Raw genomic sequence first — 13236 nt, forward strand, 5'->3', positions numbered from 1 at the left:
AGATTGAAGAGAATGACTGGAATGACCGGGGGTTAACATGAATCGTACTCTAATGCAAATGAAAACCAAAACGGCAGCGTTTTGGAACAACAGATCAAAAACACAGAAGATACTCATGGTAAGCGGCTTGGCCGCATTCATTATTTTACTCATCGTCGTTATTATTTTTACTTCGTCTGAAAAGATGGTGCCTCTTTATAAAGATTTGTCCGCGGAAGAAGCGGGGAAGATTAAAGAAGAGCTCGATACGAAAAAGGTGTCTTCTGAACTTGCTGACGGCGGCACGGTCATTAAGGTTCCTGAGAGCCAAGTGGATTCGCTTAAAGTCCAGCTTGCCGCAGAAGGCCTGCCGAAAACGGGATCAATTGATTATTCGTTTTTCGGACAAAATGCGGGCTTCGGCCTGACGGATAATGAGTTTGACGTTTTAAAGGTTGAGGCGACTCAGACCGAATTGTCAAACCTGATAAATGAAATGGACGGTATTAAAAGCTCGAAGGTCATGATCAATATGCCGAAAGAAGCCGTGTTCGTCGGTGAAGATCAGCCGGCAGCGTCCGCATCAATCGTTTTGCAGATGAAACCGGGCTACTCGCTTGATCAAAACCAGATCAACGGGCTGTACCATCTCGTTTCTAAAAGTGTTCCGAACTTAAAAGAAGATAATATCGTCATAATGGATCAAAATTCTACATATTATGACAAAAGTGACAGCGGTGCAGGGTCCGTTTCTGACAGTTATGCTTCTCAGCAAGGTATTAAGTCGCAGGTCGAAAAGGACGTTCAAAAACATGTTCAGTCACTGCTCGGCACAATGATGGGGCAGGATAAGGTCGTTGTTTCCGTGACGGCGGATATTGACTTCACGAAGGAAAAACGCACTGAAGACACTGTCAAACCTGTCGATAAAGATAACATGGAAGGCATAGCGGTAAGCGCCGAAAAAGTTGCGGAAACGTATAAAGGCGACGGCGCGGCCAACGGCGGCACGGCCGGAACGGGAAGCAATGACACCGCGAACTATGCCGAGACAAACGGCGGTTCAAACAGCGGCGACTACGAAAAAAGCAGCAATAAAATCAACTATGAAGTCAACCGCATTCATAAAGAAATCGCTGAAAGCCCGTATAAAGTGCGTGATTTAGGCATTCAGGTCATGGTGGAGCCGCCTAATCCGAAAAATGCCGCTTCCTTATCAGCGCAGAGACAGGCTGATATACAGAAGATTTTAGGAACGGTCGTCAGAACGTCTCTTGATAAAAACGAAACGCAAAATCAAAACCTGACAGACAATGATATCAACAATAAAATCGTTGTATCCGTTCAGCCGTTTGACGGAAAAACAAGCCTGAACACAGATTCGGCACAATCTTCAGGTCTTCCGATCTGGGTATACATTACAGGCGGCGTACTGCTTGCGGCCATTATTCTGCTTATTATTCTCCTTATCAGAAAGAAACGCTCACAAGAGGATGAATACGAAGAATATGAATATGAAACACCGCCGGAGCCGGTTCGATTGCCTGATATCAACGAAGAGAAAATTGAAACGGAAGAAACAGTCAGACGAAAACAGCTTGAAAAAATGGCTAAAGAAAAACCGGAAGACTTTGCTAAATTGCTTCGAAGCTGGCTGGACGAGGATTAGGGGGAATGGAAAATGGCGAAACGTGATCAGAACAAGCTTACAGGAAAACAAAAAGCAGCCATCCTCATGATTTCCTTAGGCCTTGATGTATCAGCTTCTGTGTACAAGCATTTGTCTGAAGAAGAAATTGAAAGATTGACACTCGAGATTTCGGGAGTCAGAAGCGTCGATCATCAAAGAAAAGATGAAATCATTGAAGAATTTCATAATATCGCAATCGCTCAGGACTATATTTCACAAGGCGGTTTAAATTACGCCCGCCAAGTGCTTGAAAAAGCGCTCGGAGAAGACAAAGCGGTAAGCATTTTAAACAGGCTCACCTCTTCTTTGCAGGTAAAGCCGTTTGATTTCGCGAGAAAAGCGGAGCCCGAACAGATTTTAAATTTCATTCAGCAGGAACATCCGCAAACGATGGCGCTGATTTTATCCTACCTTGACCCGGTGCAGGCCGGACAGATTTTGTCTGAGCTGAACCCGGACGTTCAGGCTGAGGTGGCAAGAAGGATTGCGGTTATGGACAGAACGTCTCCTGAAATCATAAATGAAGTGGAGCGGGTCCTTGAACAAAAGCTGTCCTCCTCCTTTACGCAGGACTATACGCAGACCGGCGGCATAGAAGCCGTTGTTGAAGTGTTAAACGGCGTAGACAGAGGAACGGAAAAAACGATTCTTGATTCATTAGAAATCCAAGATCCTGAGTTGGCGGATGAAATCAAAAAACGGATGTTTGTCTTTGAAGATATTGTCACCCTTGATAACCGTGCGATTCAGCGCGTGATCAGAGACGTTGAAAACGACGACCTCCTGCTTTCGTTGAAGGTTGCAAGCGAGGAAGTCAAAGAAATCGTCTTCAGCAATATGTCACAGCGCATGGTTGAAACGTTTAAAGAGGAAATGGAAATTATGGGGCCTGTGCGTTTGCGTGATGTGGAAGAGGCGCAATCAAGAATCGTGGGCGTCGTCCGCAAGCTGGAAGAAGCCGGAGAAATTGTAATCGCGCGAGGCGGAGGAGACGATATTATTGTCTAATATCATTAAACAGCAATCATCATTTTCTCCTGAACAAAAACGGCGCAAGCTTTCCTTGCAGGAAGTCAGGAAAACACATTCCCAGCCAGACCGGGAGGAACCCGAAAATCCAGAGGCTCTCATGGCTTTTGCCAAAGCAGAAGCCGACAGGGTGTCTGAAGAAGCGAAAAATCAATTTGAGCACACTCTTCGTCAGATTGAAGAAGAGAAACACCGCTGGGCGGAAGAAAAACAAAGATTGATAGAAGAAGCAAAGGCAGAAGGATATGAAGAAGGCATGGCATTGGGAAAAGCCGAGGCTCAAGCTGAATACGCCAATCTCATCAGCCGGGCCAATGCCGTTATGGAAATGGCGAGACAGTCAGTCGAGGAAAAACTGGAAAGCGCTGAGGAAGAAATCATTGAGCTTTCCGTTGCGCTCGCTAAAAAAGTATGGCGGCAAAAAAGTGATGATAAAGAGGCTTTCCTTCTGCTGGTCAAACAGGTAGTAGCCGAAGTAAAAGATTATGATGACATCTCCATCTATGTGGACCCTGAATATTATGAGACGGTTCATCAGCATATGGACGAAATTCAGCAGCTGTTATACAAAGAATGCAGATTAAGCTTATATGCCGATGAAAAAGCCGCGAAGGGAACGTGCTCGATAGAAACTCCGTTCGGACGTGTCGATGCAGGCATAGATACCCAGCTGATGCAATTAAAGCAAAAACTTTTAACGGCGCTTGAGGCGGGAGCGGAGCAATGAAGACACAGTATTTAATAGACTCAATTGAAACAGCGGATCCGTACAAGCGCTACGGCAAGGTTAAACGGGTCATCGGGCTGATGATTGAATCAAAAGGGCCCGAAAGCTCAATCGGAGATGTTTGTCTCATTTATCCGAAAGGCCATGCGAAAAAAGCGATTAAAGCTGAGGTTGTAGGCTTCCAGGATGAAAACATTCTGTTAATGCCTTATCTGGAAGCGGCCAGCATCGCGCCGGGCAGCATTGTGGAGGCCACTGGCGAGTCGCTCCGCATCAAAGTAGGCGCGGGTTTAATCGGACAAGTTGTCGACGCGTTCGGCGAACCTCTTGACGGCCGGGCGCTTCCGAAAGGTTTGTCCCCCGTTTCGACGGAACAGCCGCCTCCAAACCCGATGAAACGCCCGCCGATACGGGAAAAGATGGGTGTCGGCGTCAGATCGATTGACAGTCTGCTGACGGTAGGAAAAGGGCAGAGAATCGGGATTTTTGCCGGAAGCGGGGTCGGAAAAAGCACCCTGATGGGAATGATCGCGAAGCAGACTGAAGCTGATTTAAACATTATCGCACTCGTCGGTGAACGGGGGCGCGAGGTGCGTGAATTCATCGAGAAGGATTTAGGCGAAGAAGGCCTGAAACGCTCGATCGTCGTAGTCGCGACCTCTGATCAGCCCGCCTTAATGCGTTTGAAAGCGGCGTATACGGCCACCGCCATTGCAGAGTATTTCCGCGATAAAGGCCGGAATGTGATGTTCATGATGGACTCCGTCACGAGGGTCGCGATGGCTCAGCGGGAAATCGGCCTGGCAGCGGGAGAACCGCCGACAACAAAAGGATATACACCTTCCGTGTTCGCTATTTTGCCCCGTTTGCTGGAAAGAACGGGCGCGAATGAACAAGGAACGATAACCGCTTTTTATACGGTTCTCGTTGACGGAGATGATATGAACGAACCGATTGCCGATACGGTGCGCGGAATATTAGACGGGCATATCGTTCTCGATCGGGCGCTTGCCAACAAAGGGCAGTTCCCGGCCGTGAATATCCTGAAAAGCATCAGCAGGGTCATGTCTAATATTTCAGACACATCGCATATAGAGGCGGCCAACAAATTCCGCGATCTTCTGTCAACTTATCAAAACTCTGAAGATCTCATTAATATCGGAGCTTACAAAAGAGGGTCATCAAGAGAAATTGATGAAGCGATTCAGTTTTATCCGCAGCTTATTCAATTTTTAAAACAAGGAACGGAAGAACCTGCTCAATTGGAAGACAGCATTGCGGCATTGACGAGTCTGACAGGAAAAGAGGAATAAACATCGTGGCATACCAATTCAGATTTCAAAAGCTGCTGGAATTAAAAGAAAATGAAAAAGACCAAACATTGACTGAATACAGACAATCGGTTTCTGAATTTGAGACAGTGGCTGAAAAACTATATGAAAATATGAGCAAAAAAGAATTGCTCGAAAAAGACAAAGAATCAAAGCTGAAATGCGGGATGAGCGTTCAGGAAATGAGACATTATCAGCAATTCGTTTCCAATCTTGAGAACACCATCTATCATTATCAAAAGCTTGTCATCATGAAACGAAATGAAATGAATGAGAAGCAGGAACAGCTCACCGAAAAAAACATTGAAGTAAAGAAATTTGAAAAAATGCGGGAAAAACAATTTAATATGTTCGCACTTGAAGACAAAGCTGCAGAGATGAGGGAAATGGACGACATTTCAATCAAGCAGTTTATGATTCAGGGGCATTAGGAGCGAATGAAATGGCCGATAAAGAAAAGAGATCTGGAAAGTTCGGTTCAATCCTGCTTTTTATCATGATCCCGCTGATTTTTCTGATCATCGTCGCAAGCATCATCCTTTGGGCTGCCGGCGTTGATGTGATGAAGCCGATTCAGGAAACAGCCGCTAAAACGCCTGTTTTAAAAGAATTGGTTCCCGAAACGAAAGAAATGAAAAGTGCGGCGGAAAAGCAGAAGGAAGACAGAACGGCTTCTCTTGAAAAGACCATAAAGGAACAAAAAAGTGAAATTAACATTTTGAATAAAGATTTAGACACAAGCAAGTCCGAAATCGATAATCTGAATCAGAAAATCCGTTCACTGAAACAGGAAGCTGAACAGCAGCAGAAAACGAAGACGGATGAAACGAAAAAAGACGCTTCGGATTCAGCCGGAAAAGATAAAATGATCAACATCTATAAAAGTATGGACAGCGGTAAAGCGGCAAGCATTATCGTAAAGCTGAAAGAAAAAGAAGCCCTCGATATTTTAAACGGATTAAGTAAAAAGCAGCTTGCTGAAATCTTGACGAAAATGACTCCTGAACAAGCGGCTAAATATACAGAAAAACTATCCGCTGACGGAAATAAGGAGTGATGTAAGTTGAAGCTGCTTGAATTAACGGGTAATCGTACGCAGACTGCGCAAAACAGCAATGTGAAGATGAATGTAAACAGCTTAGGTCTATTTCAGAACTGGCTCCTATCGGAAATCACTTCTCCCCGGCAGCCCGGAGATGAAACAAAAACAAGTGACGCTGAGCTGAATGATGCCCTATCGAAAATCGGTGATTGGCTGAAAGCCGGCCCGGAAGATAAAGAATTGCAGCTAAAACAGCTGCTTGAGGCGGTAAAAGCTCTTGAAGGAAAGCAGACGGCTGAAACAGCTCTTCCTTTATTGAAACAGCTTGCCGAATCTGTTGAAGACATGTTAGCGGGAAAACAGCATGGGGGGAAGCCTGAAACGGATGAGCCGGATTCTTCCGCAAAAGACGGGGATTCCGTCAAGGATGCGCTTGAGAAGGGGCTGCTGTTCATTCAAGAAGCCGTATCCCAGCTCTTCACATCTCAGCAGGAACTGCCTGACAGCGCGCAGGCAAAGGCGGTTTACCAGGAAGGCGCCCGTTTATTAGAGGCATTGAAAAAACAAGGTGTCCCGGACCGCGTGATTCAAGACCTGCGGCAGACATTTTTTCCGAAAAACGAATCTGCATCTAAACTTTACTCCATGACAGCCGCTGAGCTGAAGAGCTTTCAAAGCGTCACGGAGCAGCTTGCGGGCCTTTCTCAAAAGGGAACAAAGGATTGGGATATGGCTGAAACTGAGCTGAAAGCTTTTGTGTTATCTCAATCATCTGAATCATTCCAAGAGTCAGCCGGGAAAACAGAACAGCAAAACGGCGGCACGGTTTCTCACGCAAAGGAGCCTGACAGCAAATTGTCTGCACATATACTGTTTTCGGGAACGAGAAGCCTTGCCGGCATTCAGCAAACGTCCGCAGGGGAACAGCAGCCGGCAGAAAATAAACCGTTAACGGATCAGGTCATCAGCGGCTGGAAACAGATGAAATACACGCCTTTCGGGAAAACAACCGGAAGCTTTACGATTCGTCTTAATCCCGAGAACCTCGGATTTGTCACAATTAAGGTGACAAACGAAAACGGGATGTTTCAAAGCAAAATAATCGCATCCAGCCAGTCTGCGAAAGAGCTGCTGGAACAGCATCTTCCTCAGCTGAAACAGTCGCTTCCGAATATGGCGGTCCAAGTCGACCGTTTTACAGTCCCGCTTCAAAGCGGGGATCAGCAGCCTGTTTACGGACAGACGGCCGATCACAATAAACAGCAGCATCAGGGACAGAGAGAGCAGAAGAACCAGCAGCAGTCAGGCGATTTCGGAGATATGCTGGAGGAGCTTTCTCTCAATGAAATGGAGGAAGAATAGTTGACATCAGTAAACTCGGATTATGCCGCGGCGGGCGCTTCAACCACATCAAGCGCGAAGAGCACCTCCGCAGTAAACAGCAGCACGAATTTAGGGAAAGACGAATTCCTGAAGATCTTAATGACACAGGTTCAAAACCAGGACCCGCTCAATCCGGTTGATGACAAAGAATTCATCAGCCAGATGGCGACATTTTCTTCATTGGAGCAAATGATGAATATGAATACGACGATGACTAAATTTGTAGAAAATCAAGATCCGTTTACGATGTATGTGAACTGGATCGGCAAAAATGTTACATTCAGCGACAGCGACGGGAAGGATCAGACAAGCCCGGTCAATTCAGTCAAGCATTCAAACGGCAATTACGTGCTCGTGCTTGAAAATGGCAAAGAGGTCAGTCCGTGGAATGTCACGGCCGTCAGCGAAACATCTAAATAAAAAGAAACCCAGGGGGAATTTAACATGTTACGTTCATTATATTCCGGTATCAGCGGCATGAAAAACTTTCAGACAAAACTAGATGTAATCGGCAATAACATCGCCAACGTCAACACAGTGGGATTTAAGAAAAGCCGCGTTACATTTAAAGATATGATCAGCCAGACAGTCGCCGGCGGTTCAAACGTGACCAATTCAAAACAAATCGGCTTGGGTGCCGCGACTTCTTCCATTGATGTCGTTCATTCAACCGGCGCCCCGCAGGCTACACAGAATAAAACCGACCTAGCCATTGACGGAGACGGCTACTTTCAGATTAATACAGGTGCGGGAATTGTTTACACACGTGCGGGGAATTTCGGAAAGGACAATCAAGGGAACCTTGTTACGACTGACGGGTACTACCTTGAAAAAATCGGCGGCGGCAAAATCAATATTCCGACTGATGCGAAAGATTACAGCATCGGTGCAGACGGAACCGTTACATACACTGATGCAGGGGATGAGGTTCATGATGCCGGACAAATCGGTCTGGTCACGTTCCCTAACAGCGCCGGTCTGGAAAAAATCGGAGGCAACCTTTACAGAGAATCATTAAGTTCAGGAGCTGCGAGCGCAGTCACCACGCCGGGCGAAAACGGAACGGGTAAGCTTTTGGCAGGCTATCTTGAAATGTCAAACGTAGATCTGACAGATGAATTTACCGAAATGATCGTTGCTCAGCGGGGTTTCCAATCAAACTCAAAAATCATTACGACTTCAGATGAAATCCTTCAGGAGCTGGTTAATCTGAAACGGTAAGGAGGGAGGAGAGGCGGTTAAGCCGCTTCTCCGGATTGCATGATTCAAGTCACCCGTTTAAACGGCCAGCCTTTTACGCTGAACGCGCTGTTTATCGAACAGATTGAGTGCTTCCCCGACACGACGATTACACTGTCCAACGGCAAAAAGTTCGTAGTGAAAGAACCGGAAGAAGCAGTTCTCAAAAAAGTCATATCGTTTTACCATAGCATACAAATATTTTCACTGGATCAGGGAATAGAGGAAGAAGAATGAAGAAAAAATTAGTCATCATTTTGCTGATTATTTTAATTGTCATCGCCGGCCTCGGAACGGCAGCATATTTTGTCGTCAGCGGAAATTCCGGCAAAGATAAAAAGCCGACAATTGACGAAGTCGTTGCAGCCACTGTGTCTGTCGACGATATTACGACAAACTTAAAGTCTGACAGCATCATCCGTATCGGCATCAAGCTTGAAACCGACTCGGCTAAAGCGAAGGAAGAACTTGAAAAACGCGATTTTCAGGTGAAAGACAACATCATTTCCATTTTAGCCGACACAAGCGCCGGAGAGATTGAGGGAGATAAAGGAAGAGAAGCGTTTAAACAATCATTAAAAGAGAAAGTAAACAGCTATCTCCAAGAAGGAAAAGTTCAGAAAGTGTACATTACCTCCTTTAATCTGCAATAAAAACAAATTTGACAGAATACGGAGGTGAAGAAAATGTCAGGAGAAGTTCTCTCCCAAAATGAAATAGACGCACTGCTTTCCGCCATTTCCACGGGTGAGGCGGATGCGGAAGAGCTGAAAAAGGAAGTAAAAGAGAAAAAAGTAAAGGTATATGATTTTAAACGGGCTCTCAGATTCTCGAAAGATCAGATACGCAGTTTAACCCGGATACATGATAACTTTGCGAGGCTTCTCACAACACACTTTTCCGCCAAGCTCAGAACGTATATTCATATATCCGTCAGCTCAGTTGATCAGGTGCCGTATGAAGAATTTATCCGTTCCATACCGAACATGACGATTTTAAATTTATTCGATGTCCATCCGATGGAAGGCAGAATCATGATGGAGGTTAATCCCACCATCGCATACGCAATGCTTGACCGCGTCATGGGAGGCATCGGCATCACTCATAACAAAGCTGACAGCCTTACGGAAATTGAAACGAATATTATTTCTAACTTATTTGAAAATGCACTGGGCAACTACAAAGAAGCGTGGCAATCGATTGCTGATATTGACCCTGAAATGACTGAATTTGAAGTGAATCCTCAGTTTGTACAGATGGTTTCCCCAAATGAAACAGTCGTTGTCATTTCTCTCAATACGCAGATAGGTGAAATCAGCGGTGTCATTAATCTTTGTATTCCCCATGTCGTACTTGAGCCGATTATCCCTAAGCTTTCCGTACATTATTGGATGCAATCAGACCGGAATGAAGCGAAGCCCGAAGAAACGAAGTTGCTTGAAAAGCGCATCATGACGGCTCAAATTCCCGTTGTGGCTCTCTTGGGCGCTTCTGAACTGACAATAGAAGAATTTTTAAGTTTGGAAGTCGGGGACTGTATAACTCTGGACAAATCAGTGACTGATCCTCTTACTGTATTGGTCGGAAACAAACCGAAGTTTTTAGGGCAGGCCGGCCGGGTGAATCGAAGACAGGCAGTGCAAATTTTAGATCACGACATAAGAGGTGAACAAGATGAACAATAGATTATCTCAAGATGAAATCGATGCTCTTCTTAACGGCACAAGCAGTCAATCAGAGGATACAGAACAGCCTCAAGAGGCGAACTTGTCTGAACTTGAGCGCGATGCGATCGGAGAAATCGGGAATATTTCGTTCGGCAGCTCGGCTACGGCGCTGTCCACTCTTTTAAATCAAAAAGTGGACATTACGACGCCGAGTGTGACCGTCATTTCAAAAAGCAAAATCAGTGATGAATTTCCTCATCCGTATGTTGCCATTGAAGTGAACTACACAGAAGGCTTTGACGGCAGCAATTTGCTCGTCGTCGAACAAAGCGACGCGGCCATCATCGCGGATTTGATGATCGGCGGGGACGGCCTGGGCGCCGATCCGTCACTCGGTGAAATCCACCTGAGCGCCGTTCAGGAAGCAATGAATCAAATGATGGGCTCGGCTGCGACGTCAATGTCGACCGTGTTCAGTAAAAAGATTGACATTTCTCCGCCAAGGGTTGAACTTCTGGATGTGACGGAAGAAAAAGGGACCGACAGAATACCTGAGGATGACCTGCTCGTAAAAGTGTCATTCCGTCTGAAAGTCGGCGAATTAATCGATTCGAGCATCATGCAGCTTTATCCGATTACGTTTGCGAAAGATCTGATCGCAGAACTGATGACTGCAGACCAGCATGAGTCAGAGGCCGCAGAAACCGTATCAGAACCACAGGAAACATACGAAACGCCGCAGCCGGAACCTGCCATGCAGCCGGAGCCGCAGGCAAAACCCGAGCTTCCGAAGAGACAGGGAACCGCCAAAAAAGCTGCTCCTGTTCAAGTCGCTCCGGTGGAATTCCAGGCGTTTGATCATAACGAAGCGGCGCAAGGATCAAGGAATAACCTTGATATGCTGATGGATATTCCGCTTTCCGTTACGGTTGAGCTCGGCAGAACGAAGAGAAGCGTCAAAGAAATCCTTGAATTTTCTGCGGGAAGCATTATTGAGCTTGACAAGCTGGCTGGTGAACCTGTTGACATCCTGGTCAACCAGCGGATCGTGGCAAAAGGCGAGGTCGTCGTCATAGAAGAAAACTTCGGCGTGAGAGTCACTGATATTTTAAGTCAGGCAGACCGCCTTAACAATTTAAAATAAGCGAACATAGAGGAGAGAAACAGATTATGGCACACAGAATTTTAATTGTAGACGATGCAGCATTTATGAGAATGATGATCAAAGATATTTTAGTGAAGAACGGTTTTGACGTTGTAGCTGAAGCTTCAGACGGAGCGCAGGCGGTCGAAAAATTCAAAGAGCATTCCCCCGACCTTGTGACAATGGATATTACAATGCCTGAAATGGACGGGATTACAGCTTTAAAGGAAATTAAACAAATCGATCCGCAGGCGAAAATCATCATGTGTTCGGCTATGGGCCAGCAGTCAATGGTTATTGACGCGATTCAAGCCGGCGCAAAAGACTTTATCGTGAAACCGTTCCAAGCGGACCGCGTGCTTGAAGCCATTAATAAAACATTAAGCTAAAGGGTGTACGACTGTTGAAAAAGAGTCATGGTTTACTAGCTTTGATTTGTTGTTTCGTTTTACTCAATGTACATCCGTTCCCTGCTTTTGCGGCGGAGTCTGACAATTCCACCGTCAACGAATGGTTTGACAAACAATCAACAAACAAAACAGAGAAAAAAAGCGATACATCGAAACAAACGGCTGATCAAGAGATAGGGGATGCTTCTGCATCTTCTGTCTCCGCTTTTGATTTTGTAAAGATGATTGGGGCGTTATTATTCGTCATTCTGCTGATCTATGGATTTGTCAAACTGATGAATAGAAGAAACCGTCTGCTGAAGCCGTTTCAATATGTAGAAAATATCGGCGGAACGTCAGTCGGCCAAAACCGTTCCGTGCAGCTGATTAAAGTGGGAAACAGCGTTCTCGTAGTCGGTGTGGGCGAAACGATACAGCTTTTAAAAGAAATTGAAGATGAAAAAGAGCGCGAGGCGATTCTGAGCCAATACGAAGAGTCGATGTCTTCAAAAGTGGAATGGATCAAGCTCGTAAATCCGCGTAAGGATGGAGAAAAAAAGCCGCAAACGATGCTTCCGTCGTTTTCAAAAGCGCTGAAAGAACAGCTGAACGAGCTGAAACAAAGCCGTTCTGAAGGAAAGAAGAAAGGCCCTTATCATCATGAATGAATTCATTAATCTTTTTAATTCAAGCAGTCCGACCGAAGTCAGCTCCACTGTTAAATTACTGCTGCTTTTGACTGTCTTTTCAGTAGCGCCGGGGATTCTGATTTTGATGACCTGCTTTACGAGAATCGTCATCGTTCTGTCTTTTGTGAGAACCTCACTGGCGACGCAGAACATGCCTCCCAACCAGGTTTTAATCGGCCTTGCGCTGTTCTTGACGTTTTTTATTATGGCGCCGACTTTTTCAGAGATTAATAAGGAAGCCTTAACGCCGCTGATGGACAACAAAATCAGTCTCGATGAAGCATATACAAAAGCCGAGAAGCCGATTAAAGAGTATATGAGCAAGCATACAAGACAGAAGGATCTGGCGCTGTTTATGAACTATGCCAAAATGAAAAAACCTGAATCGATTCAGGATATTCCTTTGACGACGATGGTCCCCGCTTATGCGATATCAGAACTCAAAACCGCTTTTCAAATGGGCTTTATGATTTTTATTCCGTTTTTAATTATCGATATGGTCGTGGCGAGCGTCTTAATGTCAATGGGAATGATGATGCTTCCGCCGGTTATGATCTCTCTGCCCTTTAAAATATTGCTTTTCGTTTTGGTCGATGGATGGTATTTAATCGTGAAATCTTTGCTTGACAGCTTTTAGGGTAGGTGCTAATTGTGAGTTCAGAATTTGTAATTTCCATGGCGGAAAAAGCCGTATATGTAACACTAATGATCAGCGGGCCGCTGCTTGCGATCGCGCTGATCGTCGGTTTGCTCGTCAGTATCTTTCAAGCGACAACTCAAATCCAGGAACAGACGCTAGCGTTCATTCCGAAAATCGTGGCGGTGATGCTTGGACTGATCTTTTTCGGTCCTTGGATGCTGTCGACGATTCTTTCGTTCACAACTGATCTGTTCTCTCATCTGAACCGATTTGCAGGGTAGAATCAA

At 45.5% G+C, this 13236-nt stretch carries 17 protein-coding genes; all 17 read left to right on the forward strand.

The window, feature by feature from the left end; all coding sequences use genetic code 11:
• Nucleotides 1–37 precede the first annotated feature (37 nt).
• Genes fliF through fliQ form a run of 17 tightly spaced genes read left to right on the forward strand, consistent with a single transcriptional unit; the run spans nt 38 to nt 13230 of the window.
• Nucleotides 38–1648: a flagellar basal-body MS-ring/collar protein FliF gene (gene fliF / locus U2H13_RS08495; RefSeq protein WP_376700766.1), complete on the forward strand. Its 1611-nt coding sequence runs from the start codon at nt 38–40 to the stop codon at nt 1646–1648.
• A 12-nt stretch (nt 1649–1660) separates the two neighbouring features.
• Nucleotides 1661–2677, forward strand: coding sequence for a flagellar motor switch protein FliG (gene fliG / locus U2H13_RS08500; protein WP_003154256.1), 1017 nt, complete (start codon nt 1661–1663; stop codon nt 2675–2677).
• Nucleotides 2670–3425, forward strand: coding sequence for a flagellar assembly protein FliH (gene fliH, locus U2H13_RS08505; protein ID WP_017417778.1), 756 nt, complete (start codon nt 2670–2672; stop codon nt 3423–3425). Before fliG ends, fliH begins: the two co-directional genes overlap by 8 nt.
• Nucleotides 3422–4738, forward strand: coding sequence for a flagellar protein export ATPase FliI (gene fliI / locus U2H13_RS08510; RefSeq protein ID WP_007611430.1), 1317 nt, complete (start codon nt 3422–3424; stop codon nt 4736–4738). Before fliH ends, fliI begins: the two co-directional genes overlap by 4 nt.
• A gap of 5 nt (nt 4739–4743) precedes the next feature.
• Nucleotides 4744–5187, forward strand: coding sequence for a flagellar export protein FliJ (gene fliJ / locus U2H13_RS08515; RefSeq protein WP_003154253.1), 444 nt, complete (start codon nt 4744–4746; stop codon nt 5185–5187).
• 11 nt (nt 5188–5198) lie between these two features.
• Nucleotides 5199–5813, forward strand: a complete 615-nt coding sequence (locus U2H13_RS08520; RefSeq protein ID WP_015388236.1) for a MotE family protein — start codon at nt 5199–5201, stop codon at nt 5811–5813.
• Nucleotides 5814–5819: 6 nt separating this feature from the next.
• On the forward strand, nt 5820–7160 hold the full coding sequence (locus U2H13_RS08525; protein ID WP_095060054.1) for a flagellar hook-length control protein FliK: 1341 nt from the start codon (nt 5820–5822) through the stop codon (nt 7158–7160).
• Nucleotides 7161–7601, forward strand: a complete 441-nt coding sequence (gene flgD / locus U2H13_RS08530) for a flagellar hook assembly protein FlgD (protein ID WP_007409782.1) — start codon at nt 7161–7163, stop codon at nt 7599–7601. It begins immediately after the preceding gene.
• A gap of 24 nt (nt 7602–7625) precedes the next feature.
• A complete protein-coding gene (flgG, locus tag U2H13_RS08535) occupies nt 7626–8402 on the forward strand; it encodes a flagellar basal body rod protein FlgG (RefSeq protein WP_007409783.1) in 777 nt (258 codons plus the stop codon).
• A gap of 39 nt (nt 8403–8441) precedes the next feature.
• Entirely contained in the window at nt 8442–8657 is a 216-nt protein-coding gene (locus tag U2H13_RS08540; RefSeq protein ID WP_003154243.1) for a flagellar FlbD family protein, read from the forward strand.
• A complete protein-coding gene (gene fliL, locus U2H13_RS08545; RefSeq protein ID WP_014417773.1) occupies nt 8654–9073 on the forward strand; it encodes a flagellar basal body-associated protein FliL in 420 nt (139 codons plus the stop codon). Before U2H13_RS08540 ends, fliL begins: the two co-directional genes overlap by 4 nt.
• 33 nt (nt 9074–9106) lie before the next feature.
• Nucleotides 9107–10105, forward strand: coding sequence for a flagellar motor switch protein FliM (gene fliM, locus U2H13_RS08550; RefSeq protein ID WP_003154240.1), 999 nt, complete (start codon nt 9107–9109; stop codon nt 10103–10105).
• Nucleotides 10095–11231, forward strand: a complete 1137-nt coding sequence (fliY, locus tag U2H13_RS08555) for a flagellar motor switch phosphatase FliY (RefSeq protein WP_167409059.1) — start codon at nt 10095–10097, stop codon at nt 11229–11231. Before fliM ends, fliY begins: the two co-directional genes overlap by 11 nt.
• Nucleotides 11232–11257: 26 nt before the next feature.
• Nucleotides 11258–11620 (forward strand): chemotaxis protein CheY, encoded by a 363-nt coding sequence (cheY, locus tag U2H13_RS08560; RefSeq protein WP_003154238.1) that lies wholly within the window; start codon nt 11258–11260, stop codon nt 11618–11620.
• A gap of 14 nt (nt 11621–11634) precedes the next feature.
• Nucleotides 11635–12288, forward strand: a complete 654-nt coding sequence (fliZ, locus tag U2H13_RS08565; protein ID WP_022553343.1) for a flagella biosynthesis regulatory protein FliZ — start codon at nt 11635–11637, stop codon at nt 12286–12288.
• The gene (fliP, locus tag U2H13_RS08570) at nt 12281–12946 is read left to right on the forward strand and encodes a flagellar type III secretion system pore protein FliP (RefSeq protein WP_007409786.1); all 666 of its coding nucleotides are present in this window, start codon (nt 12281–12283) and stop codon (nt 12944–12946) included. Before fliZ ends, fliP begins: the two co-directional genes overlap by 8 nt.
• 14 nt (nt 12947–12960) lie before the next feature.
• A complete protein-coding gene (fliQ, locus tag U2H13_RS08575; protein ID WP_003154234.1) occupies nt 12961–13230 on the forward strand; it encodes a flagellar biosynthesis protein FliQ in 270 nt (89 codons plus the stop codon).
• Nucleotides 13231–13236: the final 6 nt, after the last annotated feature.

Source organism: Bacillus sp. A1 (assembly GCF_042296235.1).
Taxonomy (GTDB): domain Bacteria; phylum Bacillota; class Bacilli; order Bacillales; family Bacillaceae; genus Bacillus; species Bacillus velezensis.